Genomic DNA, 17,014 nt, shown 5'->3' with positions numbered 1-17,014 from the left:
CCACGACATCGCCGTCGACGCCCCGAGCACTCCGTACGAGCTGAGAGCATAGAGAGCCGATGAACCAGAGAGGGAGGGGCCACATGCCCGAGGGCGGGCCGTCCATACCGAACCCCACGACGAACTCGACGACAAAGACGAACCCGGTGACGAATCCGGCGACAAGCCCGGTGGCGGATCCGGTGGAGGGCCCGGCGGCGAGCGCGGCACCGGCGCTCCGCGCGACCGCCGGCCGCACCAGCCTGCTGGTCACGTTCCTCCTGGGCGGCCTGACCGCCACGCCCCCGCTGGCGATGGACATGTACCTCCCCGCCCTTCCGGAGGTCACCCGGTCGCTGCACGCGCCCGCCGCCACCGTCCAGCTCACGCTCACCGCCTGCCTGGCCGGCATGGCGCTCGGGCAGCTGGCGGTCGGCCCGATGAGCGACCGGTGGGGGCGCCGCCGTCCGCTGCTCGTCGGCCTCGCGGTCTACGTCGTCGCCACCGCGCTGTGCGCGTTCGCGCCGACCGTCGAACTCCTCGTCGCCTTCCGGGTGGCGCAGGGCCTCGCGGGCGCGGCCGGCATCGTCATCGCGCGGGCGGTGGTCCGCGACCTGTACGACGGCGTGGCCATGGCCCGCTTCTTCTCGACCCTCATGCTGATCTCCGGCGTCGCGCCGATCGTGGCGCCGCTCGTCGGCGGGCAGATCCTGCGGGTGACGGACTGGCGGGGCGTGTTCGTCGTCCTCACCGTCGTCGGGGCGCTGCTGGCGGTCCTGGTCTGGGCGAAGCTGCCGGAGACGCTGGCCCCCGCCGACCGCCACGGCGGCGGCGTCGGCGCGGCCCTCGGCTCGATGCGCCGGCTGCTCGCCGACCGGCCCTTCACCGGCTACATGCTCACCGGCTCCTTCGCCTTCGCCTCCCTCTTCGCCTACGTCGCGGCCTCCCCGTTCGTCGTCCAGGAGATCTACGGCGCCTCCCCGCAGACGTTCAGCCTGCTGTTCGGGCTCAACTCGATCGGGCTGGTGGCCATGGGGCAGCTCAACGGCAAGGTGCTGGTCGGCCGGGTCCGGCTGGACCGGGTGCTCGGCATCGGGCTCGCCGTCGTGGTCGTCGCCGCGGCGGCGCTGCTGCTGATGGCGCTGGGCGTGTTCGGCGAGACCGGGCTGGCGCCCGTGGCCGCCGCGCTGTTCGTGCTGATGTCCGCGATGGGCGTCACCCTGCCCAACACCCAGACCCTCGCCCTGATGCGCACCCGGCAGGCCGCCGGCGCCGCGTCGGCCCTGCTCGGCACGACGTCCTTCCTCGTCGGCGCGGTCGCCACCCCGCTGGTCGGGATCGCCGGGGAGGACACCGCCGTCCCGATGGCCGTCGTCCAACTGGCCTGCGCGCTGGTGGCGCTGGCCTGCTTCGCGGGGATGTGCCGTCCCGGGAAGGGACGTGCGAGCACGGGGGGAGAGGACTTCTGAGCGCCCCGAGACTGCGTCACGGCACTCCGGAACGGGCCGGGCTCGACCCGGGGGAAGTGCGCCGGCTGGTGCGGGAGGTCCACGCCCGCACCACCGGTGAGCGCCCCTGGGCGGCCGGCGCCGTCGTGGTCGCCGGCCGCGGCCCGGTGCTCGCCGTGCAGGAGGCGGCGGGCTGGGCCGTGCGGTACGCGGCGTACGACGCGGAGACGGACACCGCGGTGGAACTGCCGCCGGCCGAACGCGTGCCGATGACCGTGGACACCCCCTTCGACCTGGCGTCCCTCACCAAGCTGTTCACCTCGGTGGCCGCCGTGCAGCAGATCGAGCGGGGCACGCTCGGCATCGACGCGCGCGTGGGCGCGTACCTGCCGGACTTCACGGCGGCGGCGCGGCACGGCATCACGGTCCGTCAGCTGCTCACCCACACCTCCGGGCTGCGCCCCGAACTCCCGCTGCACGACTGCGCCGACGACGCGGAGCGCCTGGCGCTGCTGCGCGCCGAGCCGCCCGTCGGCGTGCCCGGCACGTACTGCTACTCCGACCTCAACATGCTGCTGCTCCAGCACGTCCTGGAGCGCCTCACCGGCCGCACGCTCGACACGCTGATCCGGGACGGCATCACCCGCCCGCTCGGCATGACGGCGACCGGCTTCGGACCGTGCCCGGGCGCGGCGGCCACCGAGGACCAGCGGCGGCCGTGGGCCAAGGCGGACCGGGGGATGCTGCGGGGCGAGGTGCACGACGAGAACGCCTGGGCGCTGGGCGGGGTCGCGGGCCACGCCGGCCTGTTCTCCACGGGACGGGACCTGGCGGTGTTCTGCCGCACGCTGCTGGCCGGCGGCGCGTACGGTCCCGCCCGCATCCTCGGCCCCGACTTCGTGGACCTGCTGTTCACCCCGCCCGGGCTGGGCTTCGCCCTGGACCAGCCCTGGTTCATGGGCGAACTGGCGGGGCGCGGAGCGGCGGGGCACACCGGTTTCACGGGGACGTCGCTGGTCCTGGACCGGGCCACGGACACCTACCTGGTCCTCCTCGCCAACACCGTCCACCCCCGCCGCCGCCCGGCCCCGGACAACGCGCCCCGGGCGGACGCGGGGACCCGGATGGCCCGGGCGGTCCGGCGGACCTGAGGGAACCTGAGAGAATCGTGAGGTGAACGCCCCCGCCGCCTCCCTCACTCCCGCCGAGACCCTGCGCAGCACCCTCGCCGGGCTGCTCGACGGGCTTCCGCCGCGGCAGGCCGCGCAGGCCGTCGAGCGGCTGATCGCCGCCTACCGGGGCGCCACCCCCACCGGGGCCCCCATCCTGCGGGACCGGGCCGACGTGGCCGCGTACGCCGCGTACCGCATGCCCGCGACGTTCGAGGCGGTGCGCTCGGCGCTGGCGGCGTTCGCCCGCGCGGTGCCCGGGTGGACGCCCGCCGACCACGTGGACGTGGGCGGCGGCACCGGCGCGGCGGCCTGGGCGGTGAGCGCGACCTGGGACGGGAAGCGGCCCGTGACGGTCCTGGACTGGGCCGAGCCCGCGCTCGCCCTCGGCCGGGAGATCGCCGCCGCCCACCCCGCCCTGGAGGACACCCGCTGGCAGCGCGCCCGCATCGGGTCGGCGCTCACCCTCGGGAGCACGGACCTCGTCACGGTCTCCTACGTCCTCAACGAGCTGACCGCCCCCGACCGCGCCGCCCTCGTCGACGCCGCCGCCGGGGCCGCGCGGGCCGTCGTGATCGTCGAACCCGGCACCCCCGACGGCTACGCCCGCGTCCTCGAGGCCCGCGACCGGCTGGTCTCGGCCGGCTTCCGGGTCGCCGCCCCCTGCCCGCACAGCGCCGCCTGCCCCATCGCCCCCGGCACCGACTGGTGCCACTTCTCGGTCCGGGTCAGCCGTTCCTCGCTGCACCGCCAGGTCAAGGGCGGCTCCCTCGCCTACGAGGACGAGAAGTTCAGCTACGTCGCCGCCACCCGCCTCCCGGTGAGCCCCGCCCCCGCCCGCGTCGTCCGCAAGCCGCAGATCCGCAAGGGCCAGGTCCTCCTCGACCTGTGCGAGACGGAGCCGTCCCTGCACCGGACCACCGTCACCAAGCGCCACGGCGACCTGTACCGGGCGGCCCGGGACACCGACTGGGGCGACGCCTGGCCGCCCCCGGCCGGGCGCTAGGTCACCGGTCGAGCGGGGCCGCCCGCCCGTCCTCTCCCTCGTCCCGCCGTTCCTGCCGCTCCTGTCGCGCCTCCTGCAGCCTGCGCAGCAGCTCCCGCTTCCGGGCCCGGGGGTCCTCGCCGCCCCCGGCGTGTCCGGCGCGTCCGCCGCCGCGCAGGGCCTCGCGGCCGAGGTGCCGTCGGGTGCCGCCGACGCCCAGCATGTTTCCGGCTCCGCCTCGGGCCATGGTGATCTCCTTCTCCGATCAGGTTGACAAGACGAAACGTCTCGTATCGAACGCTCACCACCATCAGGCGAGACGCAACGTCTTGTCAACCTGATAAATTCGCCCCATGGCCCACAGACAGTCCGACCCCGCCCCCGACCCCACCCGCCGCAGCGAGCGCTCCCGGCGGGCCATCTACGACGCCGCCCTCGCCCTGGTCGGGGAGGTCGGCTACCCGAAGACGACGATCGAGGGCATCGCCGCCCGCGCCGGCGTCGGCAAGCAGACGATCTACCGGTGGTGGTCGTCGAAGGCCGACGTCGTCATGGAGGCGTTCCTCGACCTGAGCGAGCAGGCCGCCGAGGCCGCCCGGGCCGCGGGGCAGGAGTCGTACGCCCTCCCGGACACCGGCGACCTCGCCGCCGACCTCAAGCTCGTGCTGCGCGCCACGGTCGACGAGCTGCACGACCCGGCCTTCGAGGCGCCGTCGCGCGCGCTGGCCGCTGAGGGCGTCGTCAACGAGGAGCTCGGCCGCAGGTTCGTGGCCAAGCTGCTGGAGCCGTCGCTCCAGCTGTACGTCGACCGGCTGCGCTCCGCGCAGGCGGCGGGGGACGTCCGCGCGGACATCGACCCGCGCATCGCCCTGGAACTCTTCGTCTCCCCGCTCGCCCAGCGCTGGCTCCAGTACACGGGTCCGATCTCCTACGAGTACACCGACACCCTCGTCGACTACGCCCTGAACGGCCTGGCGCCCCGCTGACCCCTCACCGCCCCAGCACGCTGCTCGCCGTCCCGATGACGCGTCCCGGGTGCCGGGCCAGCCGCCCCGGGGCGTCCGTGATGATCCCGTTGCAGCCGAGGGCCAGCGCCCGGTCCCGCTGGGCGGGGGTGACGACCGTGTGGGCCCACACCCGGGGGATGCCGGAGCGCGCCGCGCGCATCAGGTCCACGTCCCGGGCCTTGACGTCGACGTCGAGCACGTCGACGTAGGACCGCCAGCGTCCGGGGCGGTCCGTGCGCAGCTGGCGGGCCGAGCGCCACAGCTGCGTCAGCAGGCCCAGGCGGTGGACGCGGCGGGCGACCTCGGGGTCGTTGGTGTTCACGAGGACCGAGCGGGTCAGGCCGCGGGCGCGGACCAGCGCGGCCAGCCGGTCCAGGCCGCGCGGGTCCTTCACCTCCAGCATCAGCACGATCCGCCCGCCGAGACGGTCCAGCACCTCGGCCACCGTCGGCGGCCGCTCCGAGCGCCAGCTCCCCGGCAGCGAGGCGCGCGGCCGCAGCCGGACGCCCCGCCACTCCCGGGCGTCCAGGCCGCTCACCGCACCGCCCAGGTAGGTGGTGCGGTTCAGGGTCGCGTCGTGGAAGACGACCGGCGTGCCGTCGCGCAGCACCCGCGTGTCGAAGTCCAGCACCTGCGCCGTACCGCGCCGGTACGCCGCCATCAGGCCCGACATGCTGTTCTCGGGGACCTCGCGGGCCCCGCCGCGGTGGGCGACGTAGGTGACGCGGGGCAGCGAGTCCACCGTCAGCGGCCCGCCGCCCCACTCCAGCGGGGCCGCCGGACCGCCGCCGTGGCCCGTGAGGGCCAGCGAGACCGCGGAAGCCACGGCGGCCAGGCCCGTCTGCGCGATCCTTGTGACCATGGCGACCACGGTAGGTGCGCACCTCGCGACGCGGCGTGCAGCGACACCTGGTCCGCCGTGCCGCGCCCCCGGCCCCCGCGTGCGCACCCTTCGCCCTGCGAGGTGCCCCTCGTCCCGTCCGGGCACCCTCGTCCCACCTGCACCGATTGTGGGCTCCGGCCCCCCGATGCGCAGGATCGTGGGACCATAGGGCATGCTGGTCCGCACGACGGCGAGGCGAGGAGATAGATGAGCGCGGAGTTCGGCGGCCGGAGCGGCCGGCAGGGCAGACTCTCCCAGTGGCTGCGAAAACGCCGCCCGAAGCAGGCCGCCGACGAGGGCGGCCGGGAAGCCCTGCTGCTCGCCGCCGCCGACGCGGGACTGCCGCTGGCGCCCGCCGCCCACCCCGCCGGATACCGGTGCTCCTGCGACCGCGTCGGCTGCCCCACCCCCGCCCGGCACCCCGTGTCGTTCGCCTGGCAGACCCAGTCCACCACCGACCGCGCCCAGATCGAGCGCTGGGCCCGCCACCAGCCGCAGGCGAACTTCATCACCGCGACCGGCATGGTGCACGACGTCCTCGACGTCCCCCTGGACGCCGGCCGCGAGGCGCTCGACCGCCTGCTCGAGGCCGGGACCGAGGTCGGCCCCGTCGCCGAGAGCGACGACGGCCGGATGCTGTTCTTCACCCTCACCCGCGGCACCCCCGAGGACGAGGACGAGTGGTGGCCGTGCGAGCTGGACTGCCACCCGGAGACCATGGACGAGCACCCCGGCCTGCGCTGGCACTGCCGCGGCTCCTACGTCCTCGTACCGCCGGCCCGCCTCCTCGGCGACGACGACCCGTCGGTGCACTGGGTGCGCGGTCCGGAGCACCCGCTGCCGGACCCGCTGAGCCTGCTGGAGGTCCTCACCGACTCCTGCGCCCGTCACGCCGGCACGCAGTCCGACCCCGCGGGCACGGCCTGGCCGCTGCGCCACTGAGGGCTTCGGGCCGGGGAGCTACTCGCCCTTCGCGGCCGTCAGCCCCTGGACCCGCCCCAGGATCTCCACCGCGCCCTCGGCCGGATCCAGGGCGACCTCGTTGGAGACGAACTCCATCGTCAGGGACTGCCGGATCTCGCCGGTCGTCAGCGCCAGCACGTCCTTGTTCGGCGTCGGCACCGACGCCCCGGCCGCGGCGGTCTGCTTCTCGAAGTGCCGCGTGGCGAAGAAGACCAGCGCCCCGCCGTCCTTCGTGCGCAGCGCCAGCGGTGCGTGGTCGCCGTTCGTCAGCGGCTCGTCGATGTACTGCGTGGCCAGACCCGGCCGCGACGACTTCTTCTCGCGCAGCGCCCGCCACGCGCTGGTGTGCGGCCCCTCGGCGAACGCGTCCCCTCCGGTCTCCAGGTACGCCGCGTACTCCTCGCTCAGCTCGCCCGGCTCCACGGCCAGGCCGCCGGTGTCCGCGGGCACGGCCTCGGCCCAGCCGTCCCGGTCCGTCCTGAACTCCGGTACGTCGTCCGGGGCGACCAGCGTCAGGTACGCCACTTCCCACGTCTCGTCCAGCCCGCCCCGGGTGAACACCAGCAGCCAGCGCACGCTGCCGCCCTTGTTGCCGGCCGCGTCGGCGAGGAACCAGCGCGGCCAGCCGGCCTTCTCGGGAATGGTGAACTTCGCGTCCGTCAGCTCCAGCGGCGTGTGCCCGGCGTTGCCCTCCGGGCTGTTGACCTTCCCGGCCTTCAGCCGCGCGGCGTCGATGGCGGCGAGCGCACCGGTGGTGTGGTCGGCGTCCAGGGAAGCGTCGTACGCCTTGTCCGCCGCGTTGTAGGCGGCGGTGAACTCCCGGAGCGCCTCGGCGGCTTCGGCGCGGGTGGTGGCGGGGAGCACCTCGCGCTCGCCGTGCACCACCACGCATCCGCTCGCCGTCAACGACAAAGCGGTCACCGAGGCCGCCATCAGTATGCTCCGGTCAAGCCTGCGGAGCCTTCGAAGGCCGAGATCCCTGCTCATCCGGTTTCTTCACCTTCCCCTTCCCGGAGGCGAACCCTACCGGGGCGAGCACACGTGCGAGCGCCGGGACCGGAACACCGCGGCCACACCGTGACGCGGCGCGCCCGTCGGACGGAGGCCCGTCGGACGGAGGCCCGTCGGACGGAGGCCGGCCCGCCGCGGTCCGGGAGCACCGGCACCCGACGATCGAGTGGGCCGCGGGAACGCGAGAAGGGGCGCCCCTCACCGAGGGCGCCCCTTCTCCGCCGCCCACCAGCGACCATCGGGTCGAACCGGTACATCGAAGGACGTACCGCGCTTATCCTTCCTCGTGTCGATCAAGTGATCTCCGCCGGTTCCTACGGTTTTCCGTATGGCATCACCGAACGGTCGGACCGAGACACAAGACATGCCGGCCTGGCGGACGGCGGCCGCTCCGGTCCTGTTCGTCGTGGTTCTTCCGCTGGCCGTGTTCTACGGTCTGCGGTCGCAGGGGGTCGGGCAGTGGCCGGCGCTGACGCTCAGCGGGGCGGTCCCGGCGGTGCGCATGGCCGTCGAGGCCGCCACGCGGCGCCGTGTGGACAGCTTCGAGGCGTTCATGATCGGCATGCTGGCGGTGCGCATCGTGACGTCGCTGTTCACCGGCAGCCCACGGGCCGTCCTCGTCAAGGACGCCGGACTCGCGGCGGCCGCCGGGCTCTGGATCCTGGGCTCGCTCCTCGTGGCGAGACCCTTCGCCTTCCAGGTCGGCCAGTACTGGCTCGGGCCCACCGCCGCGCACGCCCGGGAAGCGGCCTGGAACGACTCTCCGGCGCTGCGCTGCGGACTGGCCCGGCTGACGGCCCTGTGGGGCTGCGCCCAACTGCTGGACTGCGGTGCCGGAGTGCTCGTCGCCCTGCTGCTTCCGGTGGAGGCGGTTCCGGCCCTCAACCGCGCGAAGGGACTGGCGCTGCTGTGCGCCGTCGTCCTCGCCACCGTCCTCTACAGCCGCCGCTACGGACGGCGGCACGCCCTGTCCCTCTTCGGCCCGGCGCCCCTGACCACCAGAAGGGAAGGCTGATCACCATGACCCCCCACCGGACCGGGGCCGAGGAGCCCGCAGCTTCCACGCCCCCCACGACCCCCGCGCCCCCCGCTCCCGAGGCGCTGCGCGGGACGCTCGCGGAGCTGCGGCGGCTGGCCGCGCTCCCGCTCGGACGCGGCCGGACGCTGCCACCCCGCGCGTACACTTCTCCCGAGCTGTACGCGTGGGAGGTCGAACGGATCTTCCGGCGGGAGTGGCTGTGCGTGGCACGGGCCGAGGAGGTCCCCCGGCCGGGGAGTTACCTCCGGCTGGACGTCCTCGGCACACCGCTGGTGATCACCCGGGACGATGAGGGCGAGCTGCACGCCCTGTCCCGGGTGTGCCGCCACCGGTTCATGGACCTCCTGCCGCCGGAGACCGCACCCGAGCACGGCCGCCTGGAACGGCTGACCTGCCCGTACCACACCTGGACCTACCGGCTGAACGGTCAGTACGCGGGGCAGCTCGCCGGTGCGCCCCTGATGCGGCGGGTCGACTTCGACCGGGCGGGCTGCCGGCTCCCGGCGTACCGCGTCGAGGTCTGGAACGGCTTCGTCATGCTCAACCTCGACCCCGACGCGGCACCGGCGGCGCCCGAACTGCACGGGCTGGACCTTCGGTTGAGCGGCTACGGCATCGAGGACTGGGTGAGCGTCCACACCCAGGTCTGGGAGGGAGTGCCCGCCAACTGGAAGGTGGCGGTGGAGAACGGCTCGGAGAACTACCACCACATGGGCACGCACGCGGCGACCCTGGATCCGGTGCTGCCGGGCCGGGACACCGAGGTCGACGAGTGCGACGGCCGCTGGTTCACCATGTTCACGCCGCTGTCGGGCCCCGAGCGGAGCGGCACGGGCCCGGGGAGGCGCGCGCGGTCCGGTCGGGAACCGCGGCCGGGAATGCTCATCGCCGGTGTCTTCCCGCAGTTCGTCCTGGCGGTCCTGCCCGACAGCGCGGTCGGCATCCGCTGGCTGCCCACCGGTCCCGCCACCCACGACACGCGGATCACGGCCATGGTCCCGCCCGGAGTGCCGGACACACCCGGTTTCGCGGAGCAGTTGACCGGCATGCGCGCTCAGCTCGCCCGGATCCAGGAGGAGGACCTGGTGGCCGTCCGCGGCGTCCAGCGCGGCCTGGCCTCCCACCCGGCTCCGTCCAACGGCCGGTTCTCCCCCCTGGAACGTCCGCTGTGGCAGTTCCAGCGCTACCTCGCGCAGCGACTGCTGTGACCGCGCCGCCGGGGCCGGCGGTGACCCGCGTGGCGGGCAGGACTCCGGCGGGTGGGGCTCCCGTCCCGCGAGGCCGGGGGCCGCAGCGCCCGCCCGGAAACCGTTTCCGCCCGTCCGCCCCCGCCGCGCTTCGAGACGGCGGACGGGGGCCGGATGCTGCTGCGGCAGCAGGACCGGCCGCTGCTGCTGGGCCGCGCGGACACCGACGGCCGCTGCCGCGACCTCTCCCTCCGCCTCCTCGCCCCCTACCGCTCCCCGCTGCCTCCCCTGCGGTCCACGGCCCGACGCCCGCCCGTCGACCGGCCGCACCGGTACGCCCGCCGGCTGGAGGAATCACCCGGCGTCCCGGTGCACGACGGACGCCGGCACCTGTCCCCGCGGTCCGTCTTCGCCCCGGGCGTCCGGACCGAGGACCTCGTGCGCGCCTGGCCGGGCGGCAGCCGGGAGCCGTACTGCGGCGGTGGCCGGCACGGCGTCCTGCCCCTGCGCCGGCGGTCACCGCCCGACGCCCCGCGCGTGAAGGCGTACCGCAGGCACGCCCGCGAGGGCGCCCCGGCACCCGTCCCGCTGTGGTGGGTGTCCTTCCTCCACGGCCGTCTGGTCCTCGACGGCCACGACCGTGCCGTCGCCGCACCGGCGGAGGGCGGGGACCCGCCGTGCGCGGAGCCGGCCCGCCTGACCGGCGGCGAGGAGCGGCGGCGCACCGCCGGCGAGGTGACCGAGGCGTACCGGCGGCGGACGGAACGCCTGCCGCACCCGGTGGACGAGCGCGGACGGGCGGCCCTGGAACGGCGGTACGCCGGCACGGTGGCCTCCCCGCCGTACGACGGCGCCCCCACCCTCGCCCGGACCCTGGCCGGCGGCCCCGCGGCCCGGGACGACCTCGCCGCCCGCGCGGTGTTTGAATGCCCCCGTGACTGACTACGACGTGCTGCGGGTCTTCTGCGGCCCCCGTGGCGGATACGGCAACGAACTCGGTGTCGTCCGCAACGGCTCGGTGCTGCCCGAGCGGGACGACCGCCAGGCGCTCGCCGCGAAGCTCGGCTTCAGCGAGACCGTGTTCGTCGACGACCCCGAGCGCGGGGTGATCGACATCTACACCCCCACCCTGCGCCTGCCCTTCGCCGGCCACCCCTGCGTCGGCACGGCCTGGCTGCTCGACGTGCCCGAACTGGTGGTCCCCGCCGGGGTGGTGGGCGCCCGGCAGGACGGGGAGTTCTGCTGGATCGAGGCCCGGGCGGAGTGGGTGCCGCCGCGCACCCTGCGCCAGTACGCCACCGCCGCCGAGGTGGACGACCTGCCCGTGCCGCCGAAGGGGGAGTGGATCTACGCCTGGGCCTGGCTGGACGAGTCGGCGGGCCGGATCCGCGCCCGCGCCTTCCCCGGCCGCGACGACGGCATCGACGAGGACGAGGCGACGGGCGCCGCGGCCCTGCTGCTCACCGACCGCCTGGGCCGCGCCCTGAACATCACCCAGGGGACGGGCTCCCAGATCCTGACGGCACCGCAGCCGGAGGGGTGGACGGAGGTCGGCGGGCGGGTGTACCTGGAGCGCTGACCGCCGTCCGGCGTGAGGGCGCCGACGCCACGGCGAGCGCGCTGAGCCGTCCGCGGAGTCCGGCGTCCGCGGCCACCCCGAGGTCCCGGTCGTCGAGTCCGGCGTTACGCTGAGGCCGTGATGAACACGAGGGCGGGGGGACGGTGGCTCGTCGCCGCCCTGAGCGCCTCCGCGGTGCTCGCCTCAGGGTGCACGGCCCCGGTCGACCCCGACCAGCTGCCCGGCGTGTACCGCGACGACGCGACCGGCGGCGAGATCCTGCTCGATTCCGACGGCACGTTCTCCGCCACCGACGTGTCGACGGACGGGTCCTCCGACCCCGCCGACTTCAGCGGCCGGTGGGAGTTCGTCGACTCCCCGACGTCCGACGACTTCGTCTACCTGGCGGTCGAGGACGGCGGACTCGGCAGGATCGGCGGCGTCCAGCTCTACCCGGACGGCCGGTCGACGCTGGAGTTCCACGCCGATCCGGACGGACCGCCGTCCCTGGTGCTCACCAGGGCGACCGCGCCGTAGACCTCGCGTGCCGGGCCCGCCACGCGCACGGGCGGGCCGGCGCCCGCGGGAGTCACGCCGACAGGGGGAACTCCTCGCCCAGCGCCCGGAAGACGTCCGTGTTCAGGGCGAACGCCCGCCTGCACTCGGCCACGATCCGCTGCTTCTCCAGGTCGTCCACCGGGACCGCGTCCAGCAGCTCGCGGTAACCGCGCTTGAAGGCGGCCGGGTTGGGGATCTCCTCGAAGACGTAGAAGCGGACCCCGTCGCCCTTCCTCGCGAAGCCCCAGGTCCTCTCCGCCTTGTCGCGGATGATCTGCCCGCCGGACAGGTCGCCCAGGTAGCGGGTGTAGTGGTGGGCGACGTAGCCGGACGGCCAGTCCCGTGCGCACGCGGCGATCCGCCCGGCGTACGCGCGCGTGGCGGGCAGCGCGGTCAGGGTCGAGCGCCAGCCGGGGCCGCGCAGGTGCGCCAGGTCCCGCTCCAGCGGGGCCAGCCGGAACAGCTCCGGCCGGACGAACGGGCCCGCCACCGGATCCGGCGCCAGCTCCTGCGCGCCCGACTCCAGCGCCTCGTACACGAACCACAGCTGCTCGGTGTAGCGCGCGTACGCGTCCACCCCCAGCCGGCCGCCCAGCAGGTCGCTCATGAACGTCGAGGTCTCCGCCTCCACGTGCTGCTCGTGCGAGGCGGTGCGGATGAGGGTCGAGAAGGAGTCCATGAGTCGAGATCTTCTATGGTTAGCCTTACCTAAGTCAATCTCTTGCCGACGGGTCGTCGGCAACTTCCCACCCTGCCACGGCACGACGAAGCCCGCCCTCCGGGGAGAGCGGGCCGGGGGGAAGGAACGGGCTACGGCAGGGTCAGGATGTCCGCGCCCGTGTCCGTCACGACCAGCGTGTGCTCGAACTGGGCCGTGCGCTTGCGGTCCTTCGTCACGACCGTCCAGCCGTCGTCCCACATGTCGTACTCGTGGGTCCCCAGCGTCAGCATCGGCTCGATGGTGAAGGTCATCCCCGGCTGCATCACCGTCGTCGCGTGCGGGCTGTCGTAGTGCGGGATGATCAGGCCCGAGTGGAACGAGCTGTTGATGCCGTGCCCGGTGAAGTCCCGCACCACGCCGTAGCCGAAGCGCTTGGCGTACGACTCGATGACCCGGCCGATGACGTTGATCTGCCGGCCCGGCTTGACCGCCTTGATCGCGCGGTTCAGCGACTCCCGCGTGCGCTCCACCAGCAGCCGGCTCTCCTCGTCCACGTCGCCCACCAGGTACGTGGCGTTGTTGTCGCCGTGCACCCCGCCGATGTACGCCGTCACGTCCAGGTTGACGATGTCACCGTCGCGCAGCACCGTCGAGTCCGGGATGCCGTGGCAGATCACCTCGTTGACCGAGGCGCACAGCGACTTGGGGAAACCGCGGTAGCCGAGCGTCGAGGGGTAGGCGCCGTGGTCGCACATGAACTCGTGCGCCACCCGGTCCAGCTCGTCGGTGGTCACCCCGGGGGCGATGAGCTTCGCCGCCTCCGCCATCGCCTGCGCCGCGATCCGCCCGGCGGTCCGCATCGCCTCGATCGTCTCGGGCGTCTGCACCTCCGGTCCGGTGTACGGCGTCGGGGCGGGCTTGCCCACGTACTCGGGGCGGCGGATGTTTCCGGGCACGGAACGGGTGGGGGACAGCTCCCCCGGTACGAGCAGCGACTGGCCAGACATGCCGGCGAGTCTAATTCAGCGGCGACGGGGGACCATCTTCGTGGTGAGAGGAGCCGGTCATGCCCCTGTTCAAGAAGCGGACGGTCGGAAAACCGGGCGAGTGGTACTACTGCCTGGAGCACAAGAAGGTCGAGGAGGGCCCGGACTGCCCCGGCAAGGACCGCTTCGGCCCGTACGCGAGCCGCACCGAGGCCGAAAGCGCCATGCAGACGGCCCGCGAGCGCAACCTCCAGTGGGAGAACGACCCCAGGTGGCACGACGCCCCCGCGGGCGAACGGGACGACGGCTGATCGTCCCGCCGCCGGCGCCGCCGGCACCACGGCGCTCAACGCGGCGACCCACCCGGACATGCCGCTCCGCGGCCGCCCCGCGAGCTCTTCCCCGAACGGGTCGTCGACCGCGCCGCCGACCTCCCCGGCGCCCGGGTCCCCGGCGACGGCGAGCAGCAGAGGCCCGCAGGTCCGCTCCGGGCGCGCTGCTGGGCTCGGCCGCCGGCGTCACCGCGGACGGCGTGCTGGCGCGGTCGGCGCCACCGGCCGGCCCCGCGGCGGCGCCGGCACCCCGGCGGCGGCGTGGACGTCGGCGATGCCCGTGGGGAACGGCCCGATGACCGTCCTCGGCGTGACCGACCCGCGTCGGTGGTCCGCCGGGGACCGGCCCGCGGACGTCGCACCGCACCCGGTCCACGCCGTGGCGGCCACGGCCACGCCGAGGCCCTCCCGGCACCCCGCCCGGCGGTCCTGGACCCCTCCGTCCGGGCCGGTCCGCCCTACCAGCGCGTCGGCGGGGGCGCCGTCAGCAGGTCGGCCAGCCGCGACAGGCGGTCCCGGAAGCGGCGGGGCCCCCGTCGGGCCGGCAGGGCGTTCTCGCCGGCCGCCGCGCTCACCAGGTGCTGCACGGTGTCCAGGTCCAGCTCGCAGCCGTCGGGGACGGGCAGCGACTCGTGCGCCATCGCCGGGAGCTCGCCGTCGCCGGGACCGAGGGACAGCAGCGTCACCCCGGCCCGGCGGGCGTCGGAGATCCGCTCGAGCAGCGGGGCGGTCGGCTCCCCGGGCGCCACCACCAGCAGGGTCTCGCCCCGCCGTGCCGCCTCCAGCCGTCCCAGGCCCACCGCCAGGTGGGCCGGGTCCGAGGGGCGCGCGTCGTGCCGCACCAGCGTCGGGGCCAGCTCCGGCGTGCCCGACCAGGCGGCCTCGTCCACCAGGTGCGCCGCCAGGTGCCACGGCTCGTGGTCCCGCGTGCCCACCAGCAGCAGCCCGCCCCCGTGCGACACCACCGACCCGCGCAGGGTCCCCGCGAAGCGCCGGGTGGCGCCCAGCCACTCCGTCCCGGCGAGCACTTCCCGCAGCAACGCGACCCGTACGGCGTCCATGGGGCCGCATCCTGCCCCAATCCCGCGCCGACGGACCGGTGTTCGCGCCGGATTCGCCCGACCCGGGGACACGGCGGACGGTCCCGTGACGGGGCTCACGCCGGCCGGGCACGGCACCGCGGCGGACGTAGAGTCGGGCCATGACCTCTACCGACAGCGCACAGCAGCCCGCCGAGGACACCGCGAAGGGCACCGCCAAGGCCCCCGCCAAGGACCCCTGGGACCTGCCCGACGTCTCCGGGCTCGTCGTCGGCGTGCTCGGCGGCACCGGTCCGCAGGGCAAGGGCCTGGCCCACCGGCTCGCCAAGGCCGGCCAGAAGGTGATCATCGGCTCCCGCGCGGCCGAGCGCGCCCGGGCCGCCGCCGGGGAACTGGGGCACGGCGTCGAGGGCGCCGACAACGCCGAGACCGCCCGCCGCAGTGACATCGTGATCGTCGCCGTGCCCTGGGACGGCCACGCCGCGACGCTGGAGTCCCTGCGCGAGGAGCTGGCCGGCAAGCTCGTCGTCGACTGCGTCAACCCGCTCGGCTTCGACAAGAAGGGCGCCTACGCGCTCAAGCCCGAGGAGGGCAGCGCCGCCGAGCAGGCCGCGGCCCTGCTGCCGGACTCCCGGGTCACCGCCGCCTTCCACCACCTGTCGGCCGTCCTGCTCCAGGACCCGGAGATCGACGCGATCGACACCGACGTGATGGTGCTCGGCGAGGTCCGCGCCGACGTGGAGATCGTCCAGGCGCTGGCCGGCCGCATCCCCGGCATGCGCGGCGTCTTCGCCGGGCGGCTGCGCAACGCCCACCAGGTGGAGGCGCTGGTCGCCAACCTGATCTCGGTCAACCGCCGCTACCGGGCGCACGCCGGGCTCCGGGTCACGGACGTATGAGGCGATGGGGGACACTGGACGGCGTAGCAGTGTCCCCCGACAGGAGCCCGCAGCCATGCCCCGCCTCGCCCTCTACGCCCTCGTCGTCTGCCTCCTCGCCGTCGCCGCGGCCGTCGTCTCCTTCGTGCGCGGCGGTGTGTTCGTCGGCGTCGTCTGGGTGCTGCTGGCGGGGCTGTCGTCCAACATGACCTGGTACTACCTCAAGCGCGGCCGGGCGGCGGCGCAGGACGGCCCCGTCACGGGCTGACCGAGCAGTACCCGGCCGTGTCCCGCCAGAAGCGGAACAGCTCGTAGCCGCAGTAGGTGTCGAACTCGGGGACGCCCAGGGCGTCCAGCAGCGAGTCGACCACGTCGAAGAACGCGCCGTTCACCGCCGGCAGCCACAGCAGCGCGAACACGAACAGCAGCCCGAACGGCGCGAACGGCTCCACCTGCCGCCGGACCCGGTACGACAGCCAGGGCTCGAGCACGCCGTAGCCGTCCAGCCCCGGCACCGGCAGGAAGTTCAGGATCGCCGCCGTGACCTGCAGCAGCGCGAGGAACGCCAGCGCGAACCGGAAGTCGGCCGGCACGCCGTCCAGCGCGTCCAGCCAGAACGGCGCCGTGCACACGACGGCGAACAGGACGTTCGTCAGCGGGCCGGCCGCCGAGATCAGACTGTGCCGCCACCGCCCCCGGATCCGGCCGCGCTCGATGAAGACGGCGCCGCCGGGCAGGCCGATCCCGCCCATGATCACGAACAGCACCGGGAGCACGATGCTCAGCAGGGCGTGCGTGTACTTCATCGGGTTCAGCGTGAGGTAGCCCTTCGCGCCGACCGAGATGTCGCCGCCGTGCAGCGCGGTGCGCGCGTGCGCGTACTCGTGCAGGCACAGGGAGACGATCCAGGCGGCCGTCACGAACAGGAACACGGCCACGCCCGGCTGCGCGGCGAACCCCGTCCAGGTGGCCCAGCCCGTGACCGCGGCGACGGCCAGGATCCCGAGGAACACGGGACTGATCCGCCGGTCACTGGGGCGGGCGGTGGCGGTGGTCATGGGACTCCCTGGTTCTCGGACGCGTGGGGCCTGCGGCGCCGCCGGCCGGGACCGGCGGGACTGCCCGACCGTACCGGGCGCACCGGGAGAACGTCTCGCGGGCGGGGGGAGGTTCCGGAGAGGGCGGACCTATGGGGCCTTGGCACGTGTTCCACGCGGACCGGCAGATGGAGTGCCGCGGCACACCGTTCCCGGTGGGCGACGAGGTGGGCCGGCCGCCGCTCCTCCTCGGCTCCGGCGACCTGCTCGGCGGCGGCCGGCGGCCGGGTGCG

General features: G+C 74.6%; 20 protein-coding genes and 1 pseudogene. 13 read left to right on the top strand and 8 right to left on the bottom strand.

Going from position 1 to position 17,014, the window contains the following annotated elements; all coding sequences use genetic code 11:
* The first annotated feature begins 83 nt into the window (after window positions 1-83).
* The 3 genes from FHS37_RS02550 to FHS37_RS02540 are packed head-to-tail and all read left to right on the top strand — an operon-like array spanning window position 84 to window position 3,602.
* On the top strand, window positions 84-1,448 hold the full coding sequence (locus tag FHS37_RS02550) for a multidrug effflux MFS transporter (protein ID WP_184817345.1): 1,365 nt from the start codon (window positions 84-86) through the stop codon (window positions 1,446-1,448).
* A complete protein-coding gene (locus FHS37_RS02545) occupies window positions 1,400-2,578 on the top strand; it encodes a serine hydrolase domain-containing protein (protein WP_184817344.1) in 1,179 nt (392 codons plus the stop codon). The genes FHS37_RS02550 and FHS37_RS02545 overlap by 49 nt, the downstream gene beginning before the upstream one ends.
* Before the next feature lie 22 nt (window positions 2,579-2,600).
* Entirely contained in the window at window positions 2,601-3,602 is a 1,002-nt protein-coding gene (locus FHS37_RS02540; RefSeq protein ID WP_184817343.1) for a small ribosomal subunit Rsm22 family protein, read from the top strand.
* Between the two features lies 1 nt (window position 3,603).
* Here FHS37_RS02540 and FHS37_RS02535 read toward each other — a convergent pair whose 3' ends face one another.
* Entirely contained in the window at window positions 3,604-3,828 is a 225-nt protein-coding gene (locus tag FHS37_RS02535) for a DUF6243 family protein (protein WP_184817342.1), read from the bottom strand.
* Window positions 3,829-3,934: 106 nt separating this feature from the next.
* Here FHS37_RS02535 and FHS37_RS02530 point away from each other — a divergent pair, with 106 nt between their 5' ends.
* Window positions 3,935-4,567, top strand: a complete 633-nt coding sequence (locus tag FHS37_RS02530; RefSeq protein WP_184817341.1) for a TetR/AcrR family transcriptional regulator — start codon at window positions 3,935-3,937, stop codon at window positions 4,565-4,567.
* 4 nt (window positions 4,568-4,571) lie between these two features.
* On the opposite strand, the gene FHS37_RS02525 is transcribed toward FHS37_RS02530, so the two are convergent.
* Window positions 4,572-5,450 (bottom strand): glycerophosphodiester phosphodiesterase, encoded by an 879-nt coding sequence (locus tag FHS37_RS02525; RefSeq protein WP_184817340.1) that lies wholly within the window; start codon window positions 5,448-5,450, stop codon window positions 4,572-4,574.
* Between the two features lie 228 nt (window positions 5,451-5,678).
* Between FHS37_RS02525 and FHS37_RS02520 the strand changes: the two genes are divergently transcribed.
* A complete protein-coding gene (locus FHS37_RS02520) occupies window positions 5,679-6,413 on the top strand; it encodes a bifunctional DNA primase/polymerase (protein WP_184817339.1) in 735 nt (244 codons plus the stop codon).
* Between the two features lie 18 nt (window positions 6,414-6,431).
* Here the strand turns inward: FHS37_RS02520 and FHS37_RS02515 are convergent, their stop codons facing one another.
* Both FHS37_RS02515 and FHS37_RS39055 read right to left on the bottom strand, forming a co-directional pair.
* Window positions 6,432-7,421 carry an SCO2278 family lipoprotein gene (locus FHS37_RS02515; protein ID WP_184817338.1) on the bottom strand — a complete coding sequence of 330 codons (990 nt, stop codon included), beginning with the start codon at window positions 7,419-7,421 and terminating at the stop codon, window positions 6,432-6,434.
* Window positions 7,381-7,491, bottom strand: a pseudogene (locus FHS37_RS39055) (iron transporter); the annotation flags it as partial. The gene FHS37_RS02515 and the pseudogene FHS37_RS39055, both read right to left, overlap by 41 nt.
* Before the next feature lie 282 nt (window positions 7,492-7,773).
* Here FHS37_RS39055 and FHS37_RS02510 point away from each other — a divergent pair.
* The 5 genes from FHS37_RS02510 to FHS37_RS02490 all read left to right on the top strand — a co-directional run bounded on the left by FHS37_RS02510 (window position 7,774) and on the right by FHS37_RS02490 (window position 11,766).
* Window positions 7,774-8,460, top strand: a complete 687-nt coding sequence (locus FHS37_RS02510) for a VC0807 family protein (protein WP_229889707.1) — start codon at window positions 7,774-7,776, stop codon at window positions 8,458-8,460.
* A 5-nt stretch (window positions 8,461-8,465) separates the two neighbouring features.
* A complete protein-coding gene (locus FHS37_RS02505; RefSeq protein ID WP_184817337.1) occupies window positions 8,466-9,692 on the top strand; it encodes an aromatic ring-hydroxylating oxygenase subunit alpha in 1,227 nt (408 codons plus the stop codon).
* Window positions 9,693-9,743: 51 nt separating this feature from the next.
* Window positions 9,744-10,613: a hypothetical protein gene (locus FHS37_RS02500; RefSeq protein WP_229889708.1), complete on the top strand. Its 870-nt coding sequence runs from the start codon at window positions 9,744-9,746 to the stop codon at window positions 10,611-10,613.
* Window positions 10,606-11,250, top strand: coding sequence for a PhzF family phenazine biosynthesis protein (locus FHS37_RS02495; RefSeq protein ID WP_184817336.1), 645 nt, complete (start codon window positions 10,606-10,608; stop codon window positions 11,248-11,250). Before FHS37_RS02500 ends, FHS37_RS02495 begins: the two co-directional genes overlap by 8 nt.
* Window positions 11,251-11,370: 120 nt before the next feature.
* Window positions 11,371-11,766 (top strand): hypothetical protein, encoded by a 396-nt coding sequence (locus tag FHS37_RS02490; RefSeq protein ID WP_221499294.1) that lies wholly within the window; start codon window positions 11,371-11,373, stop codon window positions 11,764-11,766.
* A 52-nt stretch (window positions 11,767-11,818) separates the two neighbouring features.
* On the opposite strand, the gene FHS37_RS02485 is transcribed toward FHS37_RS02490, so the two are convergent.
* Together FHS37_RS02485 and map are read right to left on the bottom strand one after the other, a co-directional pair.
* Window positions 11,819-12,466, bottom strand: coding sequence for a biliverdin-producing heme oxygenase (locus FHS37_RS02485; protein ID WP_184817334.1), 648 nt, complete (start codon window positions 12,464-12,466; stop codon window positions 11,819-11,821).
* Between the two features lie 131 nt (window positions 12,467-12,597).
* On the bottom strand, window positions 12,598-13,455 hold the full coding sequence (gene map / locus FHS37_RS02480; RefSeq protein ID WP_184817333.1) for a type I methionyl aminopeptidase: 858 nt from the start codon (window positions 13,453-13,455) through the stop codon (window positions 12,598-12,600).
* Between the two features lie 59 nt (window positions 13,456-13,514).
* Between map and FHS37_RS02475 the strand changes: the two genes are divergently transcribed.
* On the top strand, window positions 13,515-13,745 hold the full coding sequence (locus FHS37_RS02475) for a hypothetical protein (protein WP_184817332.1): 231 nt from the start codon (window positions 13,515-13,517) through the stop codon (window positions 13,743-13,745).
* 479 nt (window positions 13,746-14,224) lie between these two features.
* On the opposite strand, the gene FHS37_RS02470 is transcribed toward FHS37_RS02475, so the two are convergent.
* The gene (locus FHS37_RS02470) at window positions 14,225-14,827 is read right to left on the bottom strand and encodes a hypothetical protein (RefSeq protein WP_184817331.1); all 603 of its coding nucleotides are present in this window, start codon (window positions 14,825-14,827) and stop codon (window positions 14,225-14,227) included.
* Between the two features lie 140 nt (window positions 14,828-14,967).
* Here FHS37_RS02470 and npdG point away from each other — a divergent pair, with 140 nt between their 5' ends.
* Both npdG and FHS37_RS02460 read left to right on the top strand, forming a co-directional pair.
* Window positions 14,968-15,705 carry an NADPH-dependent F420 reductase gene (npdG, locus tag FHS37_RS02465; protein ID WP_184817330.1) on the top strand — a complete coding sequence of 246 codons (738 nt, stop codon included), beginning with the start codon at window positions 14,968-14,970 and terminating at the stop codon, window positions 15,703-15,705.
* A 4-nt stretch (window positions 15,706-15,709) separates the two neighbouring features.
* Window positions 15,710-15,952, top strand: a complete 243-nt coding sequence (locus FHS37_RS02460; RefSeq protein ID WP_184817329.1) for a hypothetical protein — start codon at window positions 15,710-15,712, stop codon at window positions 15,950-15,952.
* On the opposite strand, the gene FHS37_RS02455 is transcribed toward FHS37_RS02460, so the two are convergent.
* The gene (locus FHS37_RS02455; protein ID WP_184817328.1) at window positions 15,942-16,742 is read right to left on the bottom strand and encodes a site-2 protease family protein; all 801 of its coding nucleotides are present in this window, start codon (window positions 16,740-16,742) and stop codon (window positions 15,942-15,944) included. The two genes, FHS37_RS02460 and FHS37_RS02455, sit on opposite strands and share 11 nt — an antisense overlap.
* Window positions 16,743-17,014: the final 272 nt, after the last annotated feature.

The sequence above is a fragment of the Streptomyces griseomycini genome (assembly GCF_014203535.1).
In the GTDB taxonomy this organism is placed as follows: Bacteria; Actinomycetota; Actinomycetes; order Streptomycetales; family Streptomycetaceae; genus Streptomyces; species Streptomyces griseomycini.
The sequence above is the reverse complement of the archived record's forward strand: the minus strand, read 5'-3'. Positions and strand labels throughout refer to the sequence as shown.